The following is a 26982-nucleotide window of genomic DNA, read 5'->3' as shown; positions in this document are numbered from 1 at the left end:
GGTCGTGCTTTTGTAGGCCCGGTAAGCGAAGCGCCACCGGGCGTTGCGGACTTACTTACGGCGCCAGGTGGTCCCCTGTGGGCCATCTTCCAGGATGATCCCCATCTCGGTCAGGCGATTGCGCGCCGCATCCGCTGCCGCCCAGTCTTTCGCCTGACGGGCTTCCAGACGCGCGTTAATCAGCGCTTCAATCTCTGCCACTTCGCCGTCATCCGCCTGCGCACCGCTCTGCAGGAAGGTATCCGGCTCCTGTTCCAGCAGGCCAAGCACGGAAGAGAGTTTACGCAGGTGAGAAGCCAGCGCATTCGCCGCCGCCATATCTTCTGACTTCAGACGGTTGACTTCACGCGCCATATCGAACAGCACCGAGTAGGCTTCCGGGGTGTTGAAATCATCGTTCATCACCTCAACAAAGCGGGCCTCAAACGCCTCGCCGCCCGCGGCCTCCACGGACTTGTCGGTACCGCGCAACGCAGTGTACAGACGCTCCAGCGCAGAGCGTGCCTGTTTCAGGTTCTCTTCACTGTAGTTCAGCTGGCTGCGGTAGTGGCCTGACATCAGGAAGTAACGTACGGTTTCCGCATCGTAATACTTCAGCACGTCACGCACGGTGAAGAAGTTGCCCAGCGATTTAGACATCTTCTCGCGGTCAACCATCACCATCCCGGAGTGCATCCAGTAGTTCACATACTCGCCGCCGTGCGCACAGGTGGACTGCGCGATTTCGTTTTCGTGGTGCGGGAACATGAGGTCTGAACCGCCGCCGTGAATGTCAAAATGTTTGCCCAGCTGTTTGCAGTTCATCGCCGAGCACTCAATGTGCCAGCCCGGACGCCCTTCTCCCCATGGAGATGGCCAGCTTGGTTCGCCCTCTTTGGACATCTTCCACAGCACGAAGTCCATTGGGTTACGCTTCACGTCAACCACGTCAACGCGGGCGCCAGCCTGCAGTTGGTCAAGATCCTGACGGGAAAGCGAGCCGTAGGTAGGATCGGTTGGCACTGAGAACATCACGTCGCCATTGTCCGCAACGTATGCGTGGCCGCGTTCAATCAGCTTTTCCGTGATCTCGATAATTTCGTGAATATGGTGGGTCGCACGCGGCTCGCTGTCCGGGCGCAAAATGTTTAACGCGTCGAAATCCTTGTGCATCTCAACGATCATACGATCCACCAGTGCGACAAAGCTTTCGCCATTTTCATTAGCGCGCTTGATGATTTTGTCGTCAATATCGGTGATGTTACGCACGTACTTCAGGTTATACCCGAGGAAACGCAGGTAACGCGACACGACATCGAATGCGACAAAGGTACGGCCATGGCCGATATGACAGAGATCGTAAACCGTAATACCACACACGTACATGCCGACTTCCCCGGCATGGATAGGTTTAAATTCCTCTTTCTGGCGCGTCATTGTATTAAAGATTTTTAACATCGAAGATTCCATGTAAACACGTGTGTGGACGAAAACCGGGTATTCTACCCGTAATTCAAACCCGAAGCAGCACACAATGCAAGGTGATCGCATCCTGTGGTTATGCTATAACAGGCCCCTATATCTGACCCGAACGCGGGTCGACGTACCACAATAACGGAACAGGATGCAAAAATGGTTACTTTCCACACTAATCATGGCGATATCGTAATCAAAACCTTTGATGACAAAGCGCCTGAAACAGTTAAAAACTTCCTGGACTACTGCCGCGAAGGTTTCTACAATAACACCATTTTCCACCGTGTGATCAACGGCTTTATGATCCAGGGCGGCGGTTTTGAACCGGGTATGAAGCAGAAAGAAACAAAAGAAGCGATCAAAAACGAAGCCAATAACGGCCTGAAAAACACCCGCGGCACGCTGGCGATGGCGCGTACTCAGGCACCTCACTCTGCCACCGCGCAGTTCTTCATCAACGTGGCTGACAACGACTTCCTGAACTTCTCCGGCGAAAGCCTGCAGGGTTGGGGCTACTGCGTATTCGCAGAAGTGGTTGAAGGCATGGACGTGGTCGACAAGATCAAAGCTGTTTCCACCGGCCGCAGCGGCATGCACCAGGACGTTCCAAAAGAAGACGTTGTGATTACCAGCGTGACCGTCAGCGAGTAATTCGTGGCGACACTCTTTATTGCAGATTTGCACCTGCAAACAGAAGAACCGGCGATCACCGCCGGTTTTCTGCGTTTTTTAGCGGGTGAAGCCAGACACGCCGACGCGCTTTACATCCTTGGCGACCTGTTTGAAGCCTGGATCGGCGACGACGACCCCAACCCGCTGCACCGTGAAATGGCTGCCGCCATTCACGCGCTGGTCACCTCCGGCGTTCCCTGCTACTTCATTCACGGCAACCGCGATTTTCTGGTCGGCCCTCGCTACGCCCGGGAAAGCGGCATGACGCTGCTGCCAGAAGAACAGGTGCTTGACCTCTATGGTCGAAAAGTCCTGATCATGCACGGTGACACGCTCTGTACGGACGATACCGGCTATCAGGCGTTTCGCGCGAAGGTCCACACCCCGTGGATCCAAAAGGTGTTCCTTGCCCTGCCGCTGTTTATCCGTAACCGTATCGCCGCCAGAATGCGCGCGGGCAGTAAAGCCGCCAACAGCAGTAAGTCGATGACCATCATGGACGTCAACCCGCAGGCAGTGGTCAACGTGATGGAGAAACACCACGTCCAGTGGTTAATCCACGGTCATACCCACCGTCCCGACGTGCATACGTTGGTCGCCAACGGCGAACCGGCTCACCGTGTGGTACTGGGCGCGTGGCACAGCGAAGGATCGATGGTGAAAGTCACGCCTGAAGGTGTGGAACTGATCGCTTTCCCGTTTTAATCTCTCCCGCAAAACTCATTCTATTTTTTTGAACAATATCGGCAAATTGTTTCGATTTTAATCAGCCCGTGGTCGGCCTATCATTTATCACATCAGGGCAACACGCCCTATCCCAAACAAAACACTTAAGGATTACGACCATGAAATCTATCAAAACTTTCGTTGCAGTTGCCGCTCTGTCTCTGATCTCTTTCGGTTCTTTCGCACAAAGCGTTAGCGCGACAGCCTCAACTCTGGATCGTGCAGAAGCGAAAATTGCCGCTCAGGCTGCTGAACAGGGCGCGTCTTACAAAATCACCAGCGCACAGTTCAATAACCGCGTGCACATGACTGCAGAACTGACTAAATAAGATCGCCGTTTGCCGTGCCGCCAGTAGATCCGCGACAGCGACAAGACGATGAGTAAGGAAAGAGAATGAAAAAAATCAGCATCGTAAGTGCCCTGCTGCTGGCCGCTGGACTGTCCGCTGGCGCGATAGCAGCAGAGAATGGCTTCTGTGTACCGGAAGCCGGCTCGAATATCGACACCAGCATGGTGAATCATATTGATGTCAGCCACGCATTCGACAAAGAGAACCTGACCGCAGGGGATCTTCAGTAACCTCTCAAAACAGACCGCCTGAATGCGGTCTGTTTTGTTATTCCCTGTGCACCACAACGGCTCGGTTTTTAACCGCGCAACCGTTTTCCTTGCCCGTATTACATGCTATTCTCTGTGCCCTCGAAAGCAGTGTGTTTCGCACCACAGGAGTTTTAAGACGCATGTCTTCCCGCAATAATCCGGCGCGTGTCGCCATCGTGATGGGGTCCAAAAGCGACTGGGCTACCATGCAGTTCGCCGCCGAAATCTTTGAAATCCTGAATGTTCCTCACCACGTTGAAGTGGTTTCCGCACACCGCACGCCGGATAAACTGTTCAGCTTTGCCGAAAGCGCGCAAGAGAACGGTTACGAGGTGATCATTGCTGGTGCGGGTGGCGCAGCACATCTGCCGGGCATGATTGCCGCCAAAACGCTGGTGCCGGTACTGGGTGTTCCGGTGCAGAGCGCCGCACTGAGCGGTGTCGACAGCCTTTACTCCATCGTGCAGATGCCGCGTGGTATTCCTGTGGGTACGCTGGCCATCGGCAAAGCGGGCGCGGCAAACGCGGCTCTGCTGGCGGCGCAGATCCTGGCGACGCACGATAAAGCCTTACTTCAACGTCTGGCGGACTGGCGTAAAGCCCAGACCGACGAAGTGCTGGACAACCCGGACCCGCGGGGTGCGGCATGAAGCAGGTTTGCGTCCTCGGTAACGGTCAGTTAGGCCGCATGCTGCGCCAGGCCGGTGAACCGCTGGGTATTGCCGTCTGGCCGGTCGGTCTGGATGCCGAACCCGAAGCCGTGCCGTTCCACCAGAGCGTCATTACCGCTGAGATTGAACGCTGGCCGGAAACCGCGCTGACCCGCGAACTGGCGCGCCATAACGCTTTTGTGAACCGCGACGTGTTCCCGATCATTGCAGACCGTCTGACGCAAAAACAGCTGTTCGACAAGCTCGGACTGGCGACCGCGCCGTGGCAGTTGCTGTCTGATAAAAGCGAATGGAACGATGTCTTCGCAATGCTGGGCGAACTGGCGATTGTAAAGCGTCGCGTCGGCGGTTATGACGGCCGCGGACAGTGGCGTTTGCGCGCGCACGAAACCGCCGAACTGCCGGAAGAGTGCTACGGAGAGTGCATCGTTGAGCAGGGCATCAACTTCAGCGGTGAAGTGTCGCTGGTTGGCGCTCGCGGCCACGACGGGCGTACCGTATTTTATCCTCTGACCCATAACCTGCATCAGGACGGGATCTTACGCACCAGCGTCGCCTTCCCGCAGGCCAATGCTGAACAGCAGGCCCAGGCGGAAGAGATGCTCTCGGCCATTATGCATGAACTGGGTTATGTGGGCGTGATGGCGATGGAGTGTTTTGTAACGCCGTCTGGTCTGCTGATCAACGAACTGGCACCGCGCGTTCACAACAGCGGTCACTGGACGCAAAACGGCGCATCAATCAGCCAGTTTGAGCTGCACCTGCGCGCCATTACTGACCTGCCGCTGCCGCAGCCGGTGGTTAATAGCCCTTCAGTGATGCTCAACCTGATCGGTACCGACCTGAACTACGACTGGCTGAAGCTGCCGCTGGTGCACCTGCACTGGTACGACAAAGAGGTTCGTCCGGGGCGTAAAGTGGGTCACCTGAACCTGAACGACAGCGACGCAGGCCGCCTGAGCGCTACCCTGGAAGCGATGATCCCTCTCCTGCCGCCGGAATACGCAAGCGGGATTGTCTGGGCGCAATCAAAGCTCAAATAAGCGATAATTGCCGGGGAGTTGATCTTCCCCTTCCCCGGCCTCTCCTCACGCGCGTAAAATCCCCCTCCATTGCTGTTTTGATTTCTGGAATAACCATGAACGATGGAACGGATTATCGCGCGATACTCGCGTCCGATACCCCTTTGATTGACGTTCGCGCGCCGATCGAATTTGCGCAGGGTGCGATGCCTGCGGCAATCAACCTGCCTTTAATGAACGACGACGAACGCGCCGCCGTGGGGACCTGCTACAAACGCCAGGGGCCCGACGCTGCGCTGGCGCTCGGCCATAGTCTGGTGAACGGCGACACGCGGGAGGCCCGGATCAACGCCTGGCGCGAAGCCTGTCTTGCCCGTCCTGAGGGCTTTATCTGCTGCGCGCGCGGCGGACAGCGCTCGCATATCACGCAGGCCTGGCTGAAAGAGGCGGGCGTGGATTACCCGCTGATCCGCGGCGGCTATAAAGCCCTGCGTCAGACGGCGATTCAGGTCACCATTGAGCAGTCACAAAAACCGATGGTGCTTATCGGCGGCTGTACCGGAAACGGTAAAACGTTGCTGGTGAAGCAGCACGCGCAGGGGATCGATCTGGAAGGGCTGGCGCACCATCGCGGCTCGTCGTTTGGCCGCACGCTGACGCCACAGCTTTCCCAGGCAAGCTTTGAAAATCATCTGGCCGTCGAGCTGTTGAAAAAAGATGCCGCACGTTGGGTGCTGGAGGATGAGGGCAGGATGATTGGCTCTAACCATCTGCCGGAATGCCTGCGCGACCGGATGGCCGAAGCCCCTATCGTGGTGGTAGAGGATCCGTTTGACATTCGTCTTGAGCGCCTGCGCGAAGAGTATTTCGACCATATGTGGGCCGATTTTTCTGCCGCCTACGGCGAAGAGGCAGGCTGGAAGGAGTATAGCGAGTACCTGCACCACGGTCTGTTCGCCATTCGCCGCCGTCTGGGGCTGCAGCGTTATGCGGAATTCACCACGCTGTTAGATTCCGCACTGCTGGAACAACAACGCTCTGGCAGCACTGACGCACACTTTAGCTGGCTTGCGCCGCTGCTCAGAGATTATTACGACCCGATGTACGGCTATCAGCTGGAGAAGAAGGCAGAAAAGATTGTATATCGCGGGACGTATGGCGAGGTCGCTGACTGGCTTGATCGCTAAAAGAAAGCCGGGTGGCGAGGTAAAAGCAAAACGACAACCTGGTTGCCGTTTTTAATGTTTGTACCCTCTCCCTGTGGGAGAGGGTCAGGGTGAGGGCATCAGACCGCACCCTGTGCTTCGACCTTAGAAGTCGTAACGCAGACGCACCAGGTTCATATCGCCCAGGTTGTCGGTGCTGGAGGTGAACACGTGTTCGTAATCCACACGGAAACCGTAGTCCAGCTGGAAGCTGATACCCACACCGTTGTCGATGCGCTGGTAGTTACGGCCGTTCACGTACTCGATACGGTCACCCATGAAGTATGGCTGGATGGATTTAACCGCATACTGATTGATTGGGAATTTGTACCCTGCGAAGTATTCGATACCCCATGCGTCACCGGCAAAGTAGTCGTTAACAGACACTTTTTTGGTGGTCAGGAAGTTCTGGTACCAGCCGCCGCCAGCAGAGAAGGTCCAGTTATCCGGTGTCCAGCTGAGCGCGGTACCGAGGATGTTCTGGTCATAGGTTTTGCTGTCGCCGTTGTCCGGGTTACGCATATCCGCACGGGTGTAGTTCCATGCCGCGCCCCAGGTCAGATCGGTGGTCAGGTGGTAATCGATACCCAGGGAACCGCCGCCTTTACGCTTGTAGCGCAGACCGTTGCCCGGCAGGTATTCGCTGTCTTCAAACAGGTAAGAGGCGTAGATATCAGCATCGCCAATGGTTTTCTTATATTTCAGCATATTGCGTGAACGATAAGAGCCATCGTAGTCGCCGTTGATACCGTTACCTGGTGCCTGACCGATCATGTCGTAGTCCCAGATATCGGTTTTCACGCCCACCACATCATAGTACACGCTGTTCTGTTGACCGAAGGTCAGCGTACCCCAGGTGTCGCTCTTCAGGCCGGTGTAGAGCATACGGCGCGTGGTGTCGTGAGCACCTTCAGCATAATGATGATCCCAGTTGAACTGGGCAGGGATATTCACACCCAGTTCGTAGTAGCTGATCCAGCTGATGTCGTCGAACAGATAGTAATCTGCCGCAAAACGGAAACGGGTGCCGCCGTCGAAACCGTTACGTTTGTAGCTGTTTTTACCGTCGTCGCCCGTCATGTTCTGGAACTGAGGACGAATACTGCCGCCAACGGTAAAGTTCAGACGGCTCAGCGGGTTACCCGCCTGAGGATCTTGCTTAAGAACCGTGATTTCCGCCTGAGATGCGAAGGAGGTTAATGCCACTGCTGCGCCAATAGCTGTCGCCAGCGCGGTTGTTTTTATAGTCATTATTTTTCCTTAATAGACACGCTGCTAAATATTTAGCGTCTGAATATTAACTGGAAATAATCGGGCTGTGTGGGCGGGTTTTTAATGTTTTGTGCTACTAAATGAGTGGGTATTATCGATTTGTGCTGTTAACGGGCTGCGCACCAGCATTTAAACCGGTACGCAACCATCACGTCTGTGAACTAACTGACAAACTGGCGGAACAGTGCTTTGCCTTTTAACAGCCGCGTTCCGAGCCAGCCGCCGCAAAGTGAAAGCAAAAGCGCACCGCACACCGGCAGCGTCAGCCACAGGCGCCAGTCTGGCTCCCACGGGAAGTCGAAGACTTTCGACTGCAGCACTGCCAGCGCCGCCTCAGCACCAATGGCGGCCACCAGGCCTGCCACCAGCCCCAGCAGGGCGAACTCGCTCCACAGCGTAGCCCTCAGCAGGCGCTTGCCGGCTCCCAGCGTACGGTAGACCACCAGCTCCTGATGACGCTGACGCATGCCAACCTGCACCTGTGCCAGCAGCAACAGCACGCCGCAAATCGTCACCAGTACCACCATCACCTCCAGCGCGCGGCTGACCTGCTCCAGCACCTGACTGACCTGTTTCAGTATCGCGCCAATATCCAGCAGGCTGACCGTCGGGAATTCCCGGTTAAGCTGCGTCAACATGCCGTTGCCGTTTTCCCAGCGGAAGCTGGTGAGCCAGCTCTGCGGCTGTCCATCCAGTGCCCCGACAGGGAAGATAAAGAAGAAGTTTGGCCGCAGGCTTTCCCAGTCCACTTTGCGCAGGCTGGTCACTCTGGCGCTGAAATCCTGCGTGTCGCCGGTAAAGGTCACGCTATCTCCCAGCTTCACATTCAGACGCTTTGCCAGCCCCTCTTCCATCGACACTTCCCCGGCCTTTGGCGGCCAGCTTCCGGCGGTGATCGGGTTGTGATCCGGGCGCTTCTCCTGCCAGGTCAGGTTTAGCTCACGGTTGAGCGACTCATCTTTATTTCCCTCCGTCGACTGACCGTTGATCTGCGTCAGGCGCGCACGCACGATCGGATAGAACGACTCGGGAATAATGTGATGCTCAGAGAGAAAACCCTTCAGTGGTGTCACCTGTTCTGGAGCAATATTGATCAGAAAATAGTTCGGACTTTCCGGCGGAAGCTGCTGTTGCCAGCGATCCAGCAGATCGCCGCGCAGCACCAGCAAAAGCGCCAGCAGCATAAACGAGAGCGAAAACGCCGAAAGCTGGCTCAGCGTTGACCACGGCTGATGCAGCAGACGGTTCACCGCCAGCCGCACGGGAAGGGATTTAATCGTCATCCTTTTCAGAACAGTGAGCAATACCCAGCCCAGCACGCCACACAGCAGCGCCAGAACCACCGCCCCAACCAACACGGCCCACAGCAGGGTACTCCCGCCCATCAGCCAGGCAAGGAGCCCGATCACCACGGCTATCATCACCGGCAGGTAGTATTTAAGCGGCCAGACGCTGGCCACCACATCGCGGCGCAGCACGCGCAGCGGCTGGGTGGCGAGCAGGAGCCGGTACGGGCGCAACCCCACCAGCAATGAAATCACGGTCATCGCGCCAATCGCCCACAGCCACGGCCAGAGGCTTGCTGGCGGCAGCGCGGCAGGCAGTACCGGTTTCAGGAGCATCATCAGCAGCTTTTCAAACAGCAGACCTGTCGCCCCACCGGTGACGGCCGACAGCGCCAGCACCATCAGCCACTGGCCGACAATCAGCCTCCGCAATTGCGCCCTGCCCGCGCCAAGGGTTTTGAGGATCGCCACCAGATCGTAACGGCTGCGGCAGTAGTGTCCCATCGCCACGGCAACCGCCGCGACGGCCAGCAGCAGGGTTAACAGTGCCGAGAGCAGCAGGAACTGCTGAGAGCGTTCAAGAGACTTGCCGAGCGCGCCCTCATCCTGCTCAAGCCCGTACCAGCGGTGCTCCGGTTTTAACTGCGGCAGAAGCCATTTTTCATACGCCTCCAGCTGCGCAGGCGTGCCGCCAAACTTATAGCGCCAGGTGACGCGGCTCCCCGGCTGGACGGCGTTGGTTTTCGCCACGTCTGCGGTGTTCATCAGCAAGCGTGGGGCGAGCTGGAACGGGTTGAAGCCGGAATCGGGTTCCTGAACCACCTCCCCGGCAATGGTCAGCGTCGCGTCCCCCACGTCGATGCTGTCACCTGTTTTCAGGTTCAGCAGCGCCATCAGTCGCGGTGCCAGCAGCACCGTACCGGCTTTCGGTTTGACGCCTGGCGGACTGGTCTGCAGTTCACCGTACATCGGGTAGATATTATCCACGGCTTTGACGCTGGCCAGCTGCGGCGTGTCACCGGCAAAGGTCATGGTCTGGAAGCTTATCTGCTCCCCGACCTTGAGCCCCCGCTTGCGCGCTTCGTCGATCCAGCCCGGCGGGACGGCGCGCGAGCTTTGCAACGCCCTGTCGCCCGCCATAAATTCGCGGCTTTGCTGGCTAAGCCCTTTCTCCATGCGATCGCTGACGCTGCCCAGCGCCAGCACGCAGGCTACCGCCAGGCTTAACGCCAGCCAGACGATCAGCAGCGAAGGCGAGCGCCACTCGCGCCAGAACCAGCGGGCAATCATGCTTCCTCCTGCAATTCACCGTTGACCAGCCGCAGGCGGCGATCGCAGCGGGCGGCCAACTGCGGATCGTGCGTGACCAGAATCAGCGTGGTGCCATGTTCCCGGTTGAGCGAGAACAGCAGATCGGCAATCTTATCGCCGGTTTTACGGTCCAGGTTCCCGGTGGGTTCATCGGCAAACAGCACCTCCGGGCGACCATTAAATGCGCGGGCCAGCGCCACGCGTTGCTGCTCTCCACCGGAAAGCTGCGCCGGAAGATGGTCAAGGCGTTTCCCCAGCCCCAGCTGTTCCAGCAATGCCTTCGCATGATCGCGGCTTTCACGGCTGCTTTCTCCGCGCAGCAGCGCGGGCAACTCAACATTTTCCAGCGCGTTCAGGGTGGGGATCAGCATGAAGGACTGAAACACAAAACCGATGTGACGGGCACGTAGCGCGGCACGCGCCTCTTCATCAAGCTGATGCAGCGGCTGTCCGACCAGGTTAACCTCGCCGCTGCTGCCGTCGTCCAGTCCGGCCAGAATAGCCAGAAGCGTGGACTTACCGGAACCGGATTCGCCAATCAGCGCAATGGTTTCGGCAGGTTTGACAACGAGTTCAACTCCGGTGAGGATGGAAAGCTCGTGTTCCCCCTGACCGACGGACTTCTTAAGACGATGAACTTCAACAATGTTTTCCGCTGGCATTTGCCCTTCCTGTTTTTGATTCTGATGACTTTCCGCGCGGCGGCAGCGGACACGTTACTGGTTCTCGGCGACAGCCTCAGCGCAGGCTATCGTATGGCGGCCAGTGCGGCCTGGCCGGCTCTGCTCAATGACAAATGGCAGAGCAAGACGTCTGTTATCAACGCCAGCATCAGCGGTGATACCTCGCAACAGGGCTTGTCGCGCCTGCCGGCTTTGCTCAAACAGCATCAACCGCGATGGGTGCTGGTGGAGCTGGGCGGTAACGACGGATTGCGTGGCTTCCAGCCTCAGCAAACGGAACAAACCCTGCGCACCATCCTGAAGGACATTAAAGCGGCGAACGCCCAGCCGCTGCTGATGCAAATTCGCCTGCCCGCCAACTACGGTCGTCGGTATAATGAAGCCTTTAGCGCGATCTACCCTAAGCTTGCCAACGAGTTTGATATTCCGCTGCTGCCATTTTTCATGGAAGAGGTCTATCTCAAACCCAACTGGATGCAGGATGACGGGATCCACCCCAATCGCGATGCACAGCCGTTTATTGCCGACTGGATGGCAACGCGGCTGGCTCCTTTAGTTAACCATGACTCCTGATTAAGCGGAGATCCTGACAGGTAAAGTTATGCAAAAATCGGTCCTAATTACAGGATGTTCCAGCGGAATTGGTCTTGAAAGCGCGCTCGAATTAAAGCGTCAGGGATTTCAGGTGCTGGCGGCCTGCCGTAAACCTGACGATGTGGAACGCCTCAACGGGATGGGGTTCACCAGCGTGTTGCTGGATCTGGACTCACCGGAAAGCATTGAACGCGCCGCAGATGAGGTGATCGCCCTTACCGGCAACCGTCTGTACGGTCTGTTCAATAATGCCGGTTACGGTCTCTATGGCCCGCTGAATACGATCTCCCGCGAACAGCTTGAACAACAGTTTTCCAGCAACTTTTTCGGTGTGCATCAGCTCACCATGCGCCTGCTTCCGGCGATGCTGCCTCACGGTGAAGGGCGTATCGTGATGACCTCCTCGGTGATGGGGCTGATTTCTACCCCCGGCCGCGGCGCGTATGCCGCCAGCAAATATGCGCTGGAAGCATGGTCGGACGCCCTGCGCATGGAGTTGCGTCACAGCGGGATTAAGGTGAGCCTGATTGAACCCGGCCCCATCCGCACCCGTTTTACGGATAACGTCAACCAGACGCAGGCAGACAAACCGGTCGAAAACCCCGGCATCGCCGCACGTTTTACCCTTGGGCCGGAAGCGGTTGTCGCGAAAGTGCGCCATGCTTTTGAGAGCGATAACCCAAAAATGCGCTATCCGGTAACGCTGGTCACCCATGCCGTAGGCTGGTTAAAACGTCTGCTGCCGGGCCGGATGATGGACAAAATTTTACACGGTTGAGTTGAAGCGACGACGCTCACCCCCATGTAAATAACAAACCGATAAAAGAGAATGCCGCATGTCCGTACAGAATATCGTCAATATTACTGAAGCAAACCTGCAACAGGTCCTTGAACAGTCGATGGTTAAACCGGTACTGTTCTACTTCTGGTCTGAACGCAGCCAACACTGTCTGCAGCTGACGCCGGTCCTCGAAAGCCTTGCCGCACAATACAATGGCCAGTTCATTCTCGCCAAACTGGACTGTGATGCAGAACACATGGTGGCCTCACAGTTTGGCCTGCGCGCCATCCCCACGGTCTATCTTTTCCAGAATGGACAGCCTGTTGATGGCTTCCAGGGACCGCAGCCTGAAGAGGCGATCCGCGCCCTGCTGGATAAAGTGCTGCCGCGTGAGGAGGAGCTAAAAGCGCAGGAAGCCATGGCGCTGATGCAGGAAGGTAAATACGACGAAGCCCTGCCGCTGTTGAAAGACGCCTGGCAGATCTCTAAGCAGAACAGCCAGATTGGCCTGCTGCTGGCTGAAACGCAGATTGCCCTGCACCGCTCAGAAGATGCCGAAGCCGTGCTAAAAACGATCCCGTTGCAGGATCAGGACACCCGCTATCAGGGCCTGGTGGCGCAAATTGATCTGCTGAAACAGGCGGCGGATACCCCGGAAATCCAGCAACTCCAGCAGCAGGTTGCCGATAACCCGGCCGATGCAGCGCTGGCAAGCCAGCTGGCACTCCAGCTGCACCAGGTGGGTCGAAACGAAGAGGCGCTGGAACTGCTGTTCAGCCACCTGCAAAACGATCTGGCTGCCGCAGACGGTCAGGCGCGGAAAATGTTCCAGGAGATCCTGGCCGCGCTGGGTACCGGCGATGCGCTGGCCTCGAAGTACCGTCGTCAGCTGTACGCGCTGCTCTACTAAAAAAAATGCCCGGTGGCGCTCACGCTTACCGGGCCTACACAAACAGGCTTAATCCGCTTTTTTTAGCTGTGTGACCACCAGCTGGTGGCGGGCGTTGTAGAACTTCCTATACGTCAGATAACAGGCAATGATGGTCGACAGGCTCGCCGTGGAGAGCAGCATAAAGGTCACCATGATCTGATATTTGATCGCTTTCACCGGATCAATGCCAGCGAAGATCAGCCCTGACATCATCCCCGGCAGACTCACCAGCCCCACCGTTTTCGCCGAATCCACCGTAGGGATCAGCGACGCGCGGATACTCTCACGAATCAGCCGCGCCGACGCCACTTTTGGCGTGGCCCCCAGGCTTAACTTCTCCTGCAGCTTCTGTTGCTCACTGCTGAAGCGCTGGCCAAGGTTGTTGTAGCACAGCCCTACCGCCACCATGGCGTTCCCGGCGATCATCCCGGAGATGGGGATCACCTGCATCGGCGTAAACTCAATAGAGCCAGATAGCACCAGCACCGCCAGCGTCAGCGCGGTCCCGGTCGTAATGGCAATAAATGACGAGACAAACGCCTTATCGATATATTTGCTGCGCTTCTGCGCATTCCACGCTGCGTTGAAGCAGATAAACAGCACCATCAGCAGCGTCAGCACCGCGTGGTTGACGTTAAAGATGTACTTCAGCACATAGCCAACGATGATGAGCTGAATCACCGCGCGGCAGATGCTCCAGAGGATATCTTTCTCCAGCCCCAGCTTTTCCCGGTAGCTGACTAAAATCGCCACCAGTACCAGCACCATCGAAAACGCCAGCGATGCGTTGGTGATATTATGCTCACCCATGGTTTGCCTCCTGCCATTTTCCACCCTGCGGCTGCAGCGTGATGACATCATCCGCATGGGCAATTTCATTTGCGTCGTGCGTCACCCACAGCACGGCAATATTCTGTTCACTGGCGTAGCGATGGATGATGTCGTTCACGTTGCGCTTGTTGGCCTCATCCAGCGCGCTGGTGATCTCGTCCAGCAGCAGCACCTTCGGTAAAAACTGCAGGTTACGAATCAGCGAAACGCGCTGCTTTTCGCCCCCGGAGAGCTCATTAATGGATTTGGTCAATGTCTCCTGCGCCAGGCCAAAACGGGCCAGGTCAGCGATAAATTTATTCGGCTCCGGCGTTTGCTGGCGAATCTGCCACGGGAAGATCAGGTTGTCATAGACCGTTTCGCCGAACAGTGAAGGGGTCTGTACACAATAAGAGACCTGCTGGCGATAGCGTTCCGGGGAGAGGGTCGCAATATCGTTGCCCTCAAACAGAACGGTTCCCTCCGTAGGACTTAGCAGTGAAGCCACAATTTTCAGCAACGTGCTTTTGCCGCAGCCTGACGGCCCGGTGATTAATTTAAACTCGCCCGGTGAAAGGCAAAATTCGACGTGCTGAAGGATCGTGTTATTCCCGACACGAAATCCAACATCCCTGAGGTGTAATACGTTTGTTTTATCGCTCATTCCGCTTCCATTAACCGCGTCTTGTAAGAATCGTCTGTAGCATAATCTTTTTCCAGCCTGTTTTCAGAGGCGAATTTCAGCCCGATAGCCGATATACTGATGAACAATAAACATGCACTTTCACTCATCAACAGCATGCAAAACAGGAGGTTTTTATGCTTATCGTTGTTCCTGTCCTTATATTCGTTGCGCTGGTTATTGTGGGCGCCGGGGTCAAAATTGTCCCGCAGGGATATCAGTGGACCGTTGAACGCTTCGGCCGCTACACCAATACACTCCAGCCAGGTTTGAGCCTGATTGTTCCCTTCATGGACAGAATTGGTCGCAAGATCAACATGATGGAACAAGTGTTGGATATCCCCTCGCAGGAAGTTATTTCGAAGGATAACGCCAACGTCACCATCGATGCCGTCTGTTTTATTCAGGTAATTGATGCGCCCAAAGCCGCCTATGAGGTGAGTAACCTGGAGCTGGCGATTGTTAATCTGACGATGACCAACATCCGTACGGTACTCGGCTCTATGGAGCTGGACGAAATGCTCTCTCAGCGTGACAGCATCAACACCCGTCTGCTGCACATTGTTGATGAAGCGACAAACCCGTGGGGCATTAAAGTCACCCGCATTGAAATCCGGGACGTTCGCCCGCCTGCGGAGCTTATCGCTTCGATGAACGCCCAGATGAAGGCTGAACGAACCAAGCGCGCCTATATTCTGGAAGCCGAAGGGGTGCGTCAGGCGGAGATCCTGAAAGCCGAAGGTGAAAAACAGTCGCAAATTCTGAAAGCGGAAGGGGATCGCCAGTCTGCCTTCTTGCAGGCAGAGGCGCGTGAACGTTCTGCCGAAGCAGAAGCCCGCGCAACCCAGATGGTATCCGAGGCCATTGCCGCCGGTGACATCCAGGCCGTGAACTACTTTGTCGCGCAAAAATATACCGATGCGCTGAAAGAGATCGGCTCGGCAAATAACAGCAAAGTGGTGATGATGCCGCTGGATGCCAGCAGCCTGATGGGCTCCATTGCCGGGATTGCTGAACTTATCAAAGACAGCGGAAACGAGCGCAAAAAATGATTGAGCTGATCGTCGCACATCCTCATGCTTTCTGGCTAAGCCTGGGTGGCTTACTGCTGGCCGCAGAGATGCTTGGTGGCAACGGTTATCTGCTCTGGAGCGGTGTGGCCGCGGTGATTACCGGGCTGCTGGTCTGGCTGCTCCCCCTGGACTGGGCGTGGCAGGGCGCGCTGTTTGCCGTGCTGACGCTGGTGGCCGCCTGGCTGTGGTGGCGCTGGCTGAACCGTCAGGTTAACGAGCAAAAACCGCTGGATACCCATCTCAATCAGCGTGGACAGCAGATCGTCGGCCAGCGCTTTACGCTTGAGACCGCGCTGGTGAACGGCCGCGGACATATGCGCGTGGGCGATAGCTCCTGGCCGGTGGTGGCCGACGATGACCTCAGCGCCGGGACGCGGGTTGAGGTCATCGCGGTGGAAGGGATTACGCTTCGGGTGAAAGCCTGCTAAGCCTGCGCCTTACGATGACAGCAGCCGGCAAGATTATCGATAATCGGGCAGTCGGCGCTGTCATCTCCCGGACAGGATTCCGCCAGCGCCAGCAGCTGCTTGCGCATCGCTTCCAGTTCCGTAATGTGCCGTTCAATCTCCGCCACTTTTTCCAGCGTCCGTTTTTTTACATCTGCGCTGTGGCGTTTTGGATCGTTGAACAGATTCACCAGCTCACCGCACTCTTCAAGGTTAAAACCCACCTGACGCGCCTGACGCAGTAAGGTCAGCTCGTCCAGATGCAGTTGCGTGTAGCTACGGTAGCCGTTTTCGCTGCGCAGCGGCGGCGTCACCAGCCCCTTCTCTTCATAAAAGCGGATTGCTTTGCTGGTCAATCCGGTTTTTTTCGCAACATCGCTGATATTCACATTTCCCCCTTGACCTTCCCCTTGATGGTGGGATTCTGACAGGCGCAGCCCCTTACGGTACTGCGCCGAATCAGTATTTTACAGACTTAACTAACCCGCAAATCCCCCGCTTTGCCTCCAGAGTGTGGACACAATGTGGACATTCCGCTGAGAGGATTATAGCTCACAGCGTCCAGTAAATAATCTGGAGCGAAGTGCGCGTAAACCATCGTTTGCGAAATATCCGCATGACCCAAGATTCTCTGTAAGGCAATGATGTTGCCCCCCTTCATCATGAAGTGCGTCGCGAACGTGTGCCGCAAAGCATGGGCGGCCTGTCCATCTGGCAAATTGGGTTTTGCTTCTTTCATCCTCAAGCGGAACGTTTTGTAACTCACCCGGAAAAGTCGACCTGATTCCCTGTGTTTAATTATCCTAGCGATATCATCCGATATCGGAACAACGCGCCTTTCACCGTTTTTTGTCAGGGTAAACATGACTCTGTTACCGACAATATTTTCCGCTTTCAAATTGTATGCCTCCCCCCACCTTGCACCGGTAGCCAGCAGCAAAATCGCTATGCGGTAGTAATCACCGGAACATAGCGACAAGAGCCGATCAACCTCGGTCTGTGTCAGATATGACATTTCGGTTTTGGGCTCTTTCAACGCGGCAATCGATGTCACGGGATTTTCCCCGTGGAACTCGTCGATCCCCCATTGACTTGAAAATTCCACTCAAGGCGAAAAGGTCATGATTTATCGTTGAAGCCTTAATCCCCTGCTCCAGCCGGTATGCTCGGTAATCAATAATGCAGCGTGCATCAAGCTGGTAAAGCATAGGGTCGCCCATATCCTTGCAGATGCAATTAACCGCGCTTAGTCTGCGGTTCGCATAGTTTTTGTTTCGTCCAATCAACTGCCACCAAAGCGCAATAAACTCGCTTAGATTTCGTTTATCAGCCGGTTTATTCAGATAATCATGATTCTGAAATTTGGCAATGATACTGCGCTCAAATGCGTGCGCTTCTGCCTTTCTGTCAAACTTCCGCCGAATGCGTTTTCCATCGCGCCCGCGCGGCCTTACATCCACTTCATAGCGACCATCTTCGAGCTTCTTAACGGACATAAGAAGACCCTCCGATTGTCAGTTCACTATCTTGGTAACAAATAGTGAAAATGTAATGTTTATATAAAGTTAACCAATCTGTTTCCCGGAGTGGTCTGATTGCGTTGTCTGTTGCCCAAAGTGTGCGAGAGCCGGTGCGATCTGGCCCCGGCTTGGGTCGATCCGGTCATACATAAACCAGTCTTGATACTTATGAAAACGAGGGTGTCCAAAAATACTCACTGCTGCTTCGAGCGTCATTTTCGTCTTATCACGCTCATATCCCCCATAACTTGAATAATTTAAACCTGTTAATTCAGACATTTGCCTTTTAGTTAAACGTTCAGAGTCGCGAATAAGCGCCAGTTTTTCGCCTTGCGTCATTGACATAATGATAAGATCTCATCACAATCATAAGAATTAAGCACACAGGCAACATTTGCCCACAGTGCCACCAGAAGCCGATTAGTGCTCATTAAGCCTCAAATGACCTCAACGTATGGAGTCTAACAAATGACACAATTACGAGAAATTGATTTAACGGCGGGATCTCAACATTTACGCCAATTCCCGTTAGACAATGCTCGCGTTGCTCGCACGTGCAAAATGACCACCGCGCAGGCTGAAAGCATCCGGGATATGAATACCGAAGAACTGCAAAAACAGATTTTCGTTACGCCGGTCGAGTTTGCTTATCTGACTGGCCGCACGTTAAAGAGCGTTCGCAACCTGATGGACCGCGCACAATTGCCAGTTCATCGCGAAGGGATGCCCGGTTCTAAACGTCCTAAGCGTTTCATCATGCTGCAAGAATATTGGAATGCTGTTGCTCATTGCCGCGCACTCATTACTCCAGAAGAAAAGCACTTCATTGATCGGTTGATGCGAGATAAGAAAACATATCGCCGTGTAACTGGTAACCAGCATTCAACGCACAAGCGCAACAGTCACAGCCAGCAACGCCGCATTGCATGACAATAGCGGACCTACAGGTACAGGGATTGAAAATGCTTATCCAGATAAATAGCAAAACAGCAATCTATCGCGGCTTCACAATCCTGAAGTTGCCACGCAAAAAGCCGTATTCACGTCAGCGATATCAAATAACTAAAGATGGTAATTATCTGGGGCTGGACTTCGGATTGTCTCAGGCTCGACAGACTATCGATCAGCTACATCGGAGGCACTAATGGCAACTTCAACAGCAGCAGTTATCGAAGCGCGAAATCGTTTGAATGCGACAAGGCAAAATGGTGCACGCGCTTTATCGCGTAGCGGTCACGGCCCCGATCATCAATACAGCAGATCGCGTAATGTTGTTCAGGGTATGGCTCTTTCCGATATTGCGCGAAATGGTTTTGAGGTGCGTTGTAAAGAAACAGGTATTCAATTTTCAATTCTTCCGGGTGGCTCAATTTGCGAATTATTCGCCGCAGAATTAGAAGCGTACTGGAATAGCGGCGCGCGCTAATTTAATAACGACAACATGAACTTTTTTATATACGGCGTTTTTGCCGGGGCTTCGCTTTATCTTTTTTCAGGGGATTGCACATGACAATTCAAACAAATGACCGCGCACATCTGCTTGGGTTGTTGCGTATCAAATTAAACCTGATGAAGAAAGAAAAGCTTTCCACTAATGAAATTTACCGCAGCCTGGAAGATTGGGTCGCCAACAGAGAACAGGTCGCAGTAAACAAGGAGCGTAAAAATGGTTAACTCCCCTCTTATCTGGGCGGGCGGCAAGTCTCGCGCTATGCCGCATGTGCTTGATGCTTTGCCCCACGGTGATTGCCTGGTTGAGCCTTTTGTGGGCAGTGGTAGTGTTTTCCTGAATACTGACTATAAGACTTATATTCTGTGCGATAGCAATGCCGCGCTTATCAATTTTTATTCGATTCTTAAAAGTAACCCTGAAGGTTTGTTGAATGCCGCCGCTGAACTTTTTGAAGGCGGGAATAATAAAGAATCATATTATCAGTATCGAATTGAATTTAATGTATTCAATCGTGATTTTCGTTCCTGCACTGATAATAAAGGTAGCGATAACAGGCTGTATTATCCTGAAGAGTTAATAAGATTCGCCGCCTTATTCCTTTATCTGAATCGTCACTGCTATAACGGTTTATATCGTGTAAATGCAAAGAATGAATTCAACGTACCTTTTGGACATCGCCGCAAGCCAATTTTCCCTGTGGCGGAGATTCAGCACTTTGCTAAAAGGGCATATGAAAAAGGGGCTCAGTTTCTTTGTGCGGATTTCCGCTACACCATTCCCGTTGCCAGCCGTATATTTGAAAACACAGTAATTTACTGTGATCCGCCATACCTGCCAGCCAGCGCAACGGCTGATTTCACCGCTTATGGAAAGCCTTTCACGGCGACTGATCACCGTGACCTGGTTGGGGCATTAATCACCGCTCATAACAATAAAGGTTGTGTGTCCGTTTTTTCAGGTAGTGACACCGCGGACACGCGCCAAATTTATTACCCGTTCACCTTTAAGCCTTTTGAAGTTCGGCGCTCAGTTGGGGCTAAAACTCGCAATCTGGCTGGCGAGGTGATTGGCACTTTGCGTGTCTGTGATTGCTGTGGGCAGGTAGGCGGTGGCTGTCCTGATTGTGGTGCCGTAATGGGCGATACGACTTATTCAGAAATGGTGGCTTCTGGTGCTTTTGAAGATCAGGAGGTGTTCTGATGAATACAGTTGAGGCGGTAGTAACAAAGGTTCTGGACGTTCGCCCATACCGTAATTTTTGGATCACGCGCGTTGAGGTTCTTAGTGAGGGTGGTTACAGCAACACCGAGATAATCAGTTATTCCGAACGTGACGCGCGGGAAGTAAGGCCCGGCGACACTGTGACAATCTAGGGTGAGCCGGTGACTCAGGCACGTCGTGTTCACTCCATGACTCCGGATAAACCGGGCAGCTTTAACGAGGCGGCCCGGTACGCCTATCCGTGGAATGAACCCAAACAGGCCATTGCTGTCGATAAGACTCCCGCTGTTGATCTATATGAATTGGGTCAAGAGCAGGAGTTTTTCGCGTGGGTTGAAGATATCCTCAAGCCACTACCTACATTTATCCGCCGCCGCGTTTCCTACCGCATAAGTGCCGTACACGCTGACAAAGGGCGTCACATCGCAAAGTTAACCCTTCGCAATATCGTGGCGCGCGACCTTCCCCACGTGCGAGCAGTTACAGAGCAATACGCCGTGCCTGTTGGCAGCGACTGGATCATTTCTTCCGAATTAAACCCACTGTTTCATACGTTTGAAAACCTTCGCGAGATAACGCGCCGGTTCAATCAGTTGGCTGACAGTACGGACGAAGACATTGATTTACTTGCTCAGGATATCGCGATTTATGCAAATGCTGCCTTAGCTGAAGTGAGTGAAACCTGTGCTGTACTTAGCCCTGAGGAATACAGCAAGCGAATGCTTCGTGAAGGCTCAAGGCTGGTTGCTTATTTCGGGTTAATCGCGCCCTGGGCTTCTCGGCGCAAAATGCCACTTGATGAAATGGCAGCTTCAATTCGAAAAATTCTTGATGATCGTTTTTGGTCACGCCTGCTGCGAAAGTACGCACGCCGCTGGCGTGAACATCTGCATATTGCCTTTGGTGATGTGCGTCGCGATGTTTCCCCCTATTGCAGCAAAAACCACGTTAAACAGTGGGATGCGCGTCGCAAGCGTAGCAGGGAAATCATGAGCCGCCTGGAGCTTGAAGATCAGGTTACGGGTGAGCGCATGTCGCTTATAGAGCAGATTGATAAAAGCGTATCGAACCCTGAAAAACGCCGCGTAGAACTTATGACGCGTATTGGTGGCTTTGAGAAGGTGGCAACGGAAAGCGGTTATGCCGGAAGTTTCTTTACGCTAACCGCCCCGTCTAAATATCACGCCTATACCGCGTTTGGACACCGTAACCACAAGTGGAACGGGGCAAGCCCACGCCGATCACAGCGTTATCTCAATCAAATATGGCAACAGATTCGCGCTGAACTCTCACGCCGCGAAATTCCTATTTTCGGTCTTCGCGTCGCTGAATCCCATCATGACGGTACTCCGCACTGGCACGGCCTGCTGTTTACAGCCCCAGAGCATACTGCGGAGTTGAACGAGGTCATGGAAGACTACGCAACGCGTGAGGATGCGGAAGAGTTAACTGGTAAGTCTGGTAAGCAGCCCCGCTTTGAACTTAAGCCGATTGATCCGGCTTTGGGTAGCGCTACGGGTTATGTCGTCAAATACATCTCAAAAAACATTGATGGTTACGCCCTGGAAGGCGAGAGCGATCACGAAAGTGGACGCCCACTGAAGGAAACCGCGAAGCACGCAACGGCCTGGGCGTCATGCTGGGGCATACGTCAATTCCAGTTTTTAGGGGGCGCGCCGGTGTCAGTCTGGCGTGAACTGCGCCGCCTGAAAAATCAGGATTTAGCCGACAGGGTTAGTCCTGTTTTTGGTGAGCTGCACCGCGCGGCTCACGCGGGAGATTGGCAGGGGTACATCACTTTGCAGGGTGGCCCTTTTGTTTCCCGTTCCAAGCTGGTGCTGCGCGCCTGGTATCAATACAAAAACGAGCCAAGCAGTTACGGCGAGTATCAGAAAGCTATCAAGGGTCTGGTTATGCCAGCATCCAGCATTCCGCCCGTAGAAACGCGCCTCCATTCTTATCGTATTGTGAAGATGAAGCCTAAATCTTCAGACCGCGCCGATCCGGGTTTTGACCTTAAGGGCGCGTCTGCGCCCTCTTGGACTCGTGTCAATAACTGTACTGAGTATAAAAAAAATACAGATTCACCGCCTGTCTATTCGCCAGATCTGACTATGACTACTGGCGAAGAACAGCCAGAACAATTTGAAATCGGTCAATTAAGCCGAGATCAGAGAAAACAGATTGCGGAAGACATCAGAAACCACAAATCAAATCAGCGTGTTTCACCTGCTGATCAGTTTGAGGCGCTCGCTTTAAGCATCACTGCCGGTGATTGTTCCGACTATGACAGAACAAGGGCCGAAAGCTATATGAAAGCCGCTCATGCTATACGTCAGGAACAAAGTGCAGTGAGCGATGAAGTTGAATCCTTAGTTAAAGAAATCTTGAGCTGGGCGAGGTTAAGAAAAATACAAATCAATCCAGTTCAAGCATTGAAACTAGCTCAAGGTCGAGAGGTTACAGTACTTGATACGACATATCGTGCCAACCTCGTAACCGGTGAATTGATTGTGACTGGTTCAGATATGCACTGGAGGAAGACGCTGGCGCGTCACAAAGCAGAGTTTTTGATCAACCGCTGGCGTCAGGCTGCAAGCGACTTATGAATAAAGACCACGATGTTAACTCATTGATAAAAATGGAATAAATATATATTCAAATAGTTTTTCTTGGTTGGTTAGAATTTTATGGAATTAGCACAATATTGACTATGATTTTTGTGACGCTCCGTCCATAATGTTAGTAATAATTAACCTATATAACTTTAGAAGAGACACCGTTGTTAAACGAAGGTGACATATGAACATTCAACAGCATATAGCCGAACGCTTAGTACAAGCCAGAAGTGAGGCGGGAATGAGCGCAATTGCTGTCGCAGATGCGATCGGTGTTGTCCGTCAAACCTACAGTAAATTTGAGCAAGCTCAGGGCGTTCCAAGCGTTACGCAACTCATTATGCTCTGCAAGATTTTCGACAAGCCTATCGGGTATTTTTATGATCAAGATGAAGGCGAGTTTCGTTTTGCAATGCGAGCAGATAGCCCAGATTTGTTGGACGCGAAACTCCGCAATGAGTTGATTGAAAAGTTGAAAAACATCAACGCAATTGAGGAGGCTGCTGAGGCGAATTTGCCTGAAGATCTTCCTAACTCAATGCCTATCTTCACTGCAAGAGAAGAAGACTTGCGAAGAGTAGAAGATAAGGCTATGGAAGAGCGTTTCCGTCTGGGTATCGGTAACGCTACCTGCGTTGGTGATATTGTTGCTATTCTGGAAGCGTCTGATATCCGTGTTATTCCTTTCAATCGCGAGGAAAGTGATAAAGGAATGGTGTTCGGATTTTCTGCGTTTTCGAACAATTACGGCACTGCAATTTATGTGAATGTTCATGACAGTATTTCCGTAGAACGCCAAATTTTCAGTATTTGCCATGAATATGCACATCTTATCTTCCATCGTGAAGAGTATGACGGTCCTGCCAAAAGTTATAAAACCAAAGGTAGAGCGACTTCTCCAGAAGAGAAGGTTGCAAACCACTTTGCCGCTTGTTTCTTGGTGCCAGAAAGCGCATTAAGAAAACAATTTGTCATGCAAGGTGGTGGTTGGGCTTATGAAGAAACCGTTTTAAGGCTAAAAAGCATTTTTAGAGTTTCGGCTACTTGCATTATTGATCGCCTCAGTAAATGCAAGTTAATCAATCAACAAAACACTGGTTATCTATGGGCAACTGCCAATCGTAAAGGTTGGATGAGGTATGAACCGAATCCTATTAGAGAAGCACTAAATTACAAAGGCCGTTTAACCGTTTTGTCGCGTAAAGCATGGGAAGCCGGTTCCGCGTCGGAAACCTTCATATCTGAACTTTTAGAACTGGATAGAAAAGCTCTCAGTAATCTTCTGGATGAGTGGTACGACGAACAGGAGGCTGGAGAGGATGCCATTTGATTGCCCCAGATGTGTTATCGACACGAATGTGTTATCTGATTTTTATGAAGGCGGATGTTTAGGGTTAATTTGGCAAGTTTATCCGGGAGGCGTTTGGATAGATCCCTATGTCTGCGAGGAACTAAAAGCTAAATACAATCTTAATGTCCAAGAAGAGTTAGCCAGACTTCAGCTTGCATACAATTTTACAAATGATTATGAACCAGAGCATTTAGTTGAGATGGCAGAAATTAAAATCAGAAGGAGAGCCTTAAAATATGCTGATATAAGCTGCGTTGTCAATGCAAGCATCCATGATGCGACATGTTTGTCCGCCGATAATGCTGTTTATAAAACATGCGAAGAGCGTGGTGTTAAAGTCGCTCGTCATGGTGGATTGCTTCAAGAAGCTGTTCGTCGTGGAATTATTGACAAACATCAAGCACTCGCATATTTTCAGTTTTTCTTAGATAATGGGTTAACAATGAAATCTACTATTCGTGAACAAATCATAGCTAGTTTTTCATGACTCAAACTATCCTTTGAAAAATGTTAGAAAAGAGTCGCACGTGCGATTCTTTTTCCTTCTAGGTTGTCTATTCGGATATAATACTGAATGTAATTTTCAAAAAACCTCCATTGATTAGCGCACTCGAACATGGTTTATCACAATCCACATTAAGTTATCGCTCCAAATATGGTCCGGAGCAATAACTTAATCAAGTTTATATTGGGAACTTTATTTTTACTTAACTTATTATCATATTATTTATTGATTTAGCAATATCTGCGATATGATTGTGCTCCCATCCAAAATCACCTTCAATCTGTTGAACGAAACTCCCCTTTTCGTTTCTTAATGTAACCAAGCTATCTTTATCAAGATAATGATAGGTTAAAAGGTTTTTGAAAAATCGGCCTTCCGGCTTGAGAAGAAAATCTTGATTACTTGCATTCAATATCTCTAAAATATCATGATAGTTTCCCTCCTTTCTTAACAACTTGTTAAGGATAGTAGGAGATGTCACTTTTAAAAAGCAAACTAGTGCTAATGCAGCCATATAGTAATTATCACTATTACGAGCAATAACCTGATGATTATCAACAACTACCATTGTAGAAAGACAACGTTCAGCCTCTCGTAAGGAGCAGTTATTTACTTCAATTAAATAAGATATTACTTTCGAAAAAACTCCATTTGAACTAATACCTAGTGAGTTATTTGCTCTTAAAAGTTTCTGAACATAATCATAAATTGTAGTGCCGCCATGATTATAATTATTATTCAAATCATGAAGATTAACTTTTGGTAATGTAAACCAATAATGTATAAACTTATTAAGATATAAAGTTGTATTTATATCACCATATCTATAAGCTATACCCTTTTCAAATTGGTCACGATTCATAACCAATAAAAATATCAAACCTCTTACAGAAAAAAGATGTTTTATCTTCTCAAGCAGCTCTAAAGAGTAATCCGGTCTAGCGCGATCCAACTCATCTATAATAATTAATGTTTTTCTTTCAGTGCTGACATATATCTCCTCCAAGGATTTTTTAAAATCAATTATCGCTTTTTTCTCACTCTCCATATGTTTTATTTTATTTTCGACAAAGGATTCAACTTCACTATTAATGGAATCGCTAATAACATCAGCAGCCTTATCAAGCACAGTTCCATTAACAACACCTGCCGTCAGAGTAGTAATTGCTATTTTTGCGCCACCAACTAAAATCTTAGCGCCTATTTTCTTTCCAGCCTCAACAATCTTCTCTGCAACAACCTCAGCTTCTTGCCCTTTAGATTTAAGTAAAGAATATAATTCAGCAGATATTGAAATAAAAGGATCGGACTGATAGTCATTTTCAAAAGCATCAAAATAAACAACATCAATATCTTTACTGTTAGTTGATTCTATTTCAGACTTGAGCATTTTAACGAATGATGTTTTACCGCTTCCCCAAACATCATCCAAAGCAAAAACCAAATTAGCATCAGGAGAATTTACTATAAGACGCTTCATTTGATCAAACAAAGGTTTCCGATTAAAAATATCGGAATTTTTATCGAATCCATTTTTAAATTCATTTAATTCTGATGTTATATTCATAAATTACCTTTGGCATTTTAAAATTAATCAAAACAATTTAATCTAGTTAAATATGAATTTATATCATATCGTCCAGAGTCACCAAAAACATGTAGTTAAATATTTAAGCGTTGAGGCATAGATAAAGAGGTGATTTCATCAATTATTCATAATTAAAATTATACTTACCGCTAGTGAGGTAGTCTGCAAGAAAGTGCACAAATTTGCACAATTTTTTTGAAGCTATTTATGCTTTTTGCACCCAGTAGCGGCACTGTCTGACTCATGATCGGCAAATGCACAAAAAACGAAGCAAATGTCGCGCGCAGGTGACGGGGGAACAGCCCACGCGACAGGGGTTAGGAGGGGATGCCTTTAAATGCCATGCTTCGGCCTTCCCTGCTTTCTGCGCGCGCTTTCTTGATTATGGGTGCGTGCCGGTCGATTGCAGTTTGCGCCAGCCAGAATGGCGCGCATGCGCACTGAGTGAGGGGCGTTACAGATCGTACTGGGCGGTGTTCGGGTGGTGGCCAGTCATGCGAAGATT

At 51.8% G+C, this 26982-nt stretch carries 28 protein-coding genes and 1 pseudogene; 19 read left to right on the top strand and 10 right to left on the bottom strand.

Annotated features, from left to right (window positions below):
* Nucleotides 1-51: 51 nt before the first annotated feature.
* Nucleotides 52-1437 carry a cysteine--tRNA ligase gene (cysS, locus tag PUZ33_RS13395; protein WP_040021481.1) on the bottom strand — a complete coding sequence of 462 codons (1386 nt, stop codon included), beginning with the start codon at nucleotides 1435-1437 and terminating at the stop codon, nucleotides 52-54.
* A 174-nt stretch (nucleotides 1438-1611) separates the two neighbouring features.
* Between cysS and ppiB the strand changes: the two genes are divergently transcribed.
* The 7 genes from ppiB (at nucleotide 1612) to mnmH (ending at nucleotide 6334) form a co-directional block, all read left to right on the top strand.
* Nucleotides 1612-2106, top strand: coding sequence for a peptidylprolyl isomerase B (gene ppiB / locus PUZ33_RS13390; RefSeq protein WP_020685026.1), 495 nt, complete (start codon nucleotides 1612-1614; stop codon nucleotides 2104-2106).
* A 3-nt stretch (nucleotides 2107-2109) separates the two neighbouring features.
* Complete coding sequence (gene lpxH / locus PUZ33_RS13385; RefSeq protein WP_029882625.1) at nucleotides 2110-2832, top strand: UDP-2,3-diacylglucosamine diphosphatase; 723 nt, start codon at nucleotides 2110-2112, stop codon at nucleotides 2830-2832.
* Nucleotides 2833-2972: 140 nt separating this feature from the next.
* Nucleotides 2973-3182: a YdgH/BhsA/McbA-like domain containing protein gene (locus PUZ33_RS13380; RefSeq protein WP_013095921.1), complete on the top strand. Its 210-nt coding sequence runs from the start codon at nucleotides 2973-2975 to the stop codon at nucleotides 3180-3182.
* Nucleotides 3183-3247: 65 nt separating this feature from the next.
* Nucleotides 3248-3433, top strand: a complete 186-nt coding sequence (locus tag PUZ33_RS13375; RefSeq protein WP_020685024.1) for a hypothetical protein — start codon at nucleotides 3248-3250, stop codon at nucleotides 3431-3433.
* 161 nt (nucleotides 3434-3594) lie between these two features.
* A complete protein-coding gene (purE, locus tag PUZ33_RS13370) occupies nucleotides 3595-4104 on the top strand; it encodes a 5-(carboxyamino)imidazole ribonucleotide mutase (RefSeq protein ID WP_040021485.1) in 510 nt (169 codons plus the stop codon).
* Nucleotides 4101-5168 (top strand): 5-(carboxyamino)imidazole ribonucleotide synthase, encoded by a 1068-nt coding sequence (purK, locus tag PUZ33_RS13365; protein WP_038418826.1) that lies wholly within the window; start codon nucleotides 4101-4103, stop codon nucleotides 5166-5168. The genes purE and purK overlap by 4 nt, the downstream gene beginning before the upstream one ends.
* 95 nt (nucleotides 5169-5263) lie before the next feature.
* Entirely contained in the window at nucleotides 5264-6334 is a 1071-nt protein-coding gene (gene mnmH / locus PUZ33_RS13360) for a tRNA 2-selenouridine(34) synthase MnmH (protein ID WP_058681161.1), read from the top strand.
* A 123-nt stretch (nucleotides 6335-6457) separates the two neighbouring features.
* Here the strand turns inward: mnmH and PUZ33_RS13355 are convergent, their stop codons facing one another.
* The 3 genes from PUZ33_RS13355 to ybbA form a co-directional block, all read right to left on the bottom strand.
* Nucleotides 6458-7603, bottom strand: coding sequence for a porin (locus tag PUZ33_RS13355; RefSeq protein WP_045292835.1), 1146 nt, complete (start codon nucleotides 7601-7603; stop codon nucleotides 6458-6460).
* Nucleotides 7604-7785: 182 nt separating this feature from the next.
* Nucleotides 7786-10200, bottom strand: coding sequence for a putative ABC transporter permease subunit YbbP (gene ybbP, locus PUZ33_RS13350; RefSeq protein WP_058681162.1), 2415 nt, complete (start codon nucleotides 10198-10200; stop codon nucleotides 7786-7788).
* Nucleotides 10197-10883, bottom strand: coding sequence for a putative ABC transporter ATP-binding protein YbbA (gene ybbA, locus PUZ33_RS13345; RefSeq protein WP_013095914.1), 687 nt, complete (start codon nucleotides 10881-10883; stop codon nucleotides 10197-10199). Before ybbA ends, ybbP begins: the two co-directional genes overlap by 4 nt.
* Between ybbA and tesA the strand changes: the two genes are divergently transcribed.
* Genes tesA through PUZ33_RS13330 form a run of 3 tightly spaced genes read left to right on the top strand, consistent with a single transcriptional unit; the run spans nucleotide 10854 to nucleotide 13189 of the window.
* The gene (tesA, locus tag PUZ33_RS13340) at nucleotides 10854-11477 is read left to right on the top strand and encodes a multifunctional acyl-CoA thioesterase I/protease I/lysophospholipase L1 (RefSeq protein WP_058681197.1); all 624 of its coding nucleotides are present in this window, start codon (nucleotides 10854-10856) and stop codon (nucleotides 11475-11477) included. The two genes, ybbA and tesA, sit on opposite strands and share 30 nt — an antisense overlap.
* Nucleotides 11478-11505: 28 nt before the next feature.
* Nucleotides 11506-12276, top strand: a complete 771-nt coding sequence (locus PUZ33_RS13335; RefSeq protein ID WP_058681163.1) for an SDR family oxidoreductase — start codon at nucleotides 11506-11508, stop codon at nucleotides 12274-12276.
* A gap of 58 nt (nucleotides 12277-12334) precedes the next feature.
* Entirely contained in the window at nucleotides 12335-13189 is an 855-nt protein-coding gene (locus PUZ33_RS13330; RefSeq protein WP_058681164.1) for a co-chaperone YbbN, read from the top strand.
* 48 nt (nucleotides 13190-13237) lie between these two features.
* Here PUZ33_RS13330 and fetB read toward each other — a convergent pair whose 3' ends face one another.
* Complete coding sequence (fetB, locus tag PUZ33_RS13325) at nucleotides 13238-14020, bottom strand: iron efflux ABC transporter permease subunit FetB (protein WP_020685020.1); 783 nt, start codon at nucleotides 14018-14020, stop codon at nucleotides 13238-13240.
* Nucleotides 14013-14684, bottom strand: coding sequence for an iron efflux ABC transporter ATP-binding subunit FetA (gene fetA, locus PUZ33_RS13320; RefSeq protein ID WP_058681165.1), 672 nt, complete (start codon nucleotides 14682-14684; stop codon nucleotides 14013-14015). Before fetA ends, fetB begins: the two co-directional genes overlap by 8 nt.
* Before the next feature lie 155 nt (nucleotides 14685-14839).
* On the opposite strand from fetA, the gene PUZ33_RS13315 reads away from it, so the two are divergent.
* Together PUZ33_RS13315 and PUZ33_RS13310 are read left to right on the top strand one after the other, a co-directional pair.
* Nucleotides 14840-15754 (top strand): SPFH domain-containing protein, encoded by a 915-nt coding sequence (locus PUZ33_RS13315; RefSeq protein ID WP_008499312.1) that lies wholly within the window; start codon nucleotides 14840-14842, stop codon nucleotides 15752-15754.
* A complete protein-coding gene (locus PUZ33_RS13310; RefSeq protein WP_020685017.1) occupies nucleotides 15751-16203 on the top strand; it encodes an NfeD family protein in 453 nt (150 codons plus the stop codon). The genes PUZ33_RS13315 and PUZ33_RS13310 overlap by 4 nt, the downstream gene beginning before the upstream one ends.
* Here the strand turns inward: PUZ33_RS13310 and cueR are convergent.
* The 3 genes and pseudogenes from cueR to PUZ33_RS13295 all read right to left on the bottom strand — a co-directional run bounded on the left by cueR (nucleotide 16200) and on the right by PUZ33_RS13295 (nucleotide 18086).
* Nucleotides 16200-16610 carry a Cu(I)-responsive transcriptional regulator gene (cueR, locus tag PUZ33_RS13305; protein WP_013095907.1) on the bottom strand — a complete coding sequence of 137 codons (411 nt, stop codon included), beginning with the start codon at nucleotides 16608-16610 and terminating at the stop codon, nucleotides 16200-16202. The genes PUZ33_RS13310 and cueR overlap by 4 nt on opposite strands.
* A gap of 86 nt (nucleotides 16611-16696) precedes the next feature.
* Nucleotides 16697-17717 (bottom strand): annotated as a pseudogene (locus PUZ33_RS13300) (phage integrase).
* Between the two features lie 69 nt (nucleotides 17718-17786).
* Nucleotides 17787-18086: a helix-turn-helix transcriptional regulator gene (locus PUZ33_RS13295; RefSeq protein ID WP_069733243.1), complete on the bottom strand. Its 300-nt coding sequence runs from the start codon at nucleotides 18084-18086 to the stop codon at nucleotides 17787-17789.
* A gap of 123 nt (nucleotides 18087-18209) precedes the next feature.
* On the opposite strand from PUZ33_RS13295, the gene PUZ33_RS13290 reads away from it, so the two are divergent.
* The 7 genes from PUZ33_RS13290 to PUZ33_RS13260 all read left to right on the top strand — a co-directional run bounded on the left by PUZ33_RS13290 (nucleotide 18210) and on the right by PUZ33_RS13260 (nucleotide 24871).
* Nucleotides 18210-18671 (top strand): hypothetical protein, encoded by a 462-nt coding sequence (locus PUZ33_RS13290; protein WP_224787880.1) that lies wholly within the window; start codon nucleotides 18210-18212, stop codon nucleotides 18669-18671.
* 214 nt (nucleotides 18672-18885) lie between these two features.
* Complete coding sequence (locus PUZ33_RS13285) at nucleotides 18886-19167, top strand: hypothetical protein (RefSeq protein ID WP_250129079.1); 282 nt, start codon at nucleotides 18886-18888, stop codon at nucleotides 19165-19167.
* A gap of 80 nt (nucleotides 19168-19247) precedes the next feature.
* Nucleotides 19248-19415: a hypothetical protein gene (locus PUZ33_RS13280; protein WP_191621069.1), complete on the top strand. Its 168-nt coding sequence runs from the start codon at nucleotides 19248-19250 to the stop codon at nucleotides 19413-19415.
* Entirely contained in the window at nucleotides 19408-20394 is a 987-nt protein-coding gene (locus PUZ33_RS13275) for a DNA adenine methylase (protein WP_274205338.1), read from the top strand. Before PUZ33_RS13280 ends, PUZ33_RS13275 begins: the two co-directional genes overlap by 8 nt.
* A 182-nt stretch (nucleotides 20395-20576) precedes the next feature.
* A complete protein-coding gene (locus PUZ33_RS13270) occupies nucleotides 20577-23024 on the top strand; it encodes a replication endonuclease (RefSeq protein WP_274205337.1) in 2448 nt (815 codons plus the stop codon).
* A 193-nt stretch (nucleotides 23025-23217) separates the two neighbouring features.
* Nucleotides 23218-24363, top strand: a complete 1146-nt coding sequence (locus tag PUZ33_RS13265; RefSeq protein WP_274205336.1) for a helix-turn-helix domain-containing protein — start codon at nucleotides 23218-23220, stop codon at nucleotides 24361-24363.
* Complete coding sequence (locus tag PUZ33_RS13260; protein ID WP_155022254.1) at nucleotides 24353-24871, top strand: hypothetical protein; 519 nt, start codon at nucleotides 24353-24355, stop codon at nucleotides 24869-24871. Before PUZ33_RS13265 ends, PUZ33_RS13260 begins: the two co-directional genes overlap by 11 nt.
* 220 nt (nucleotides 24872-25091) lie before the next feature.
* On the opposite strand, the gene PUZ33_RS13255 is transcribed toward PUZ33_RS13260, so the two are convergent.
* The gene (locus PUZ33_RS13255; RefSeq protein WP_274205335.1) at nucleotides 25092-26456 is read right to left on the bottom strand and encodes a KAP family P-loop NTPase fold protein; all 1365 of its coding nucleotides are present in this window, start codon (nucleotides 26454-26456) and stop codon (nucleotides 25092-25094) included.
* Nucleotides 26457-26982 lie beyond the last annotated feature (526 nt).

The sequence above is a fragment of the Enterobacter cloacae complex sp. 2022EL-00981 genome (assembly GCF_028737495.1).
Taxonomy (GTDB): Bacteria; Pseudomonadota; Gammaproteobacteria; order Enterobacterales; family Enterobacteriaceae; genus Enterobacter; species Enterobacter cloacae.
The sequence above is the reverse complement of the archived record's forward strand: the minus strand, read 5'-3'. Positions and strand labels throughout refer to the sequence as shown.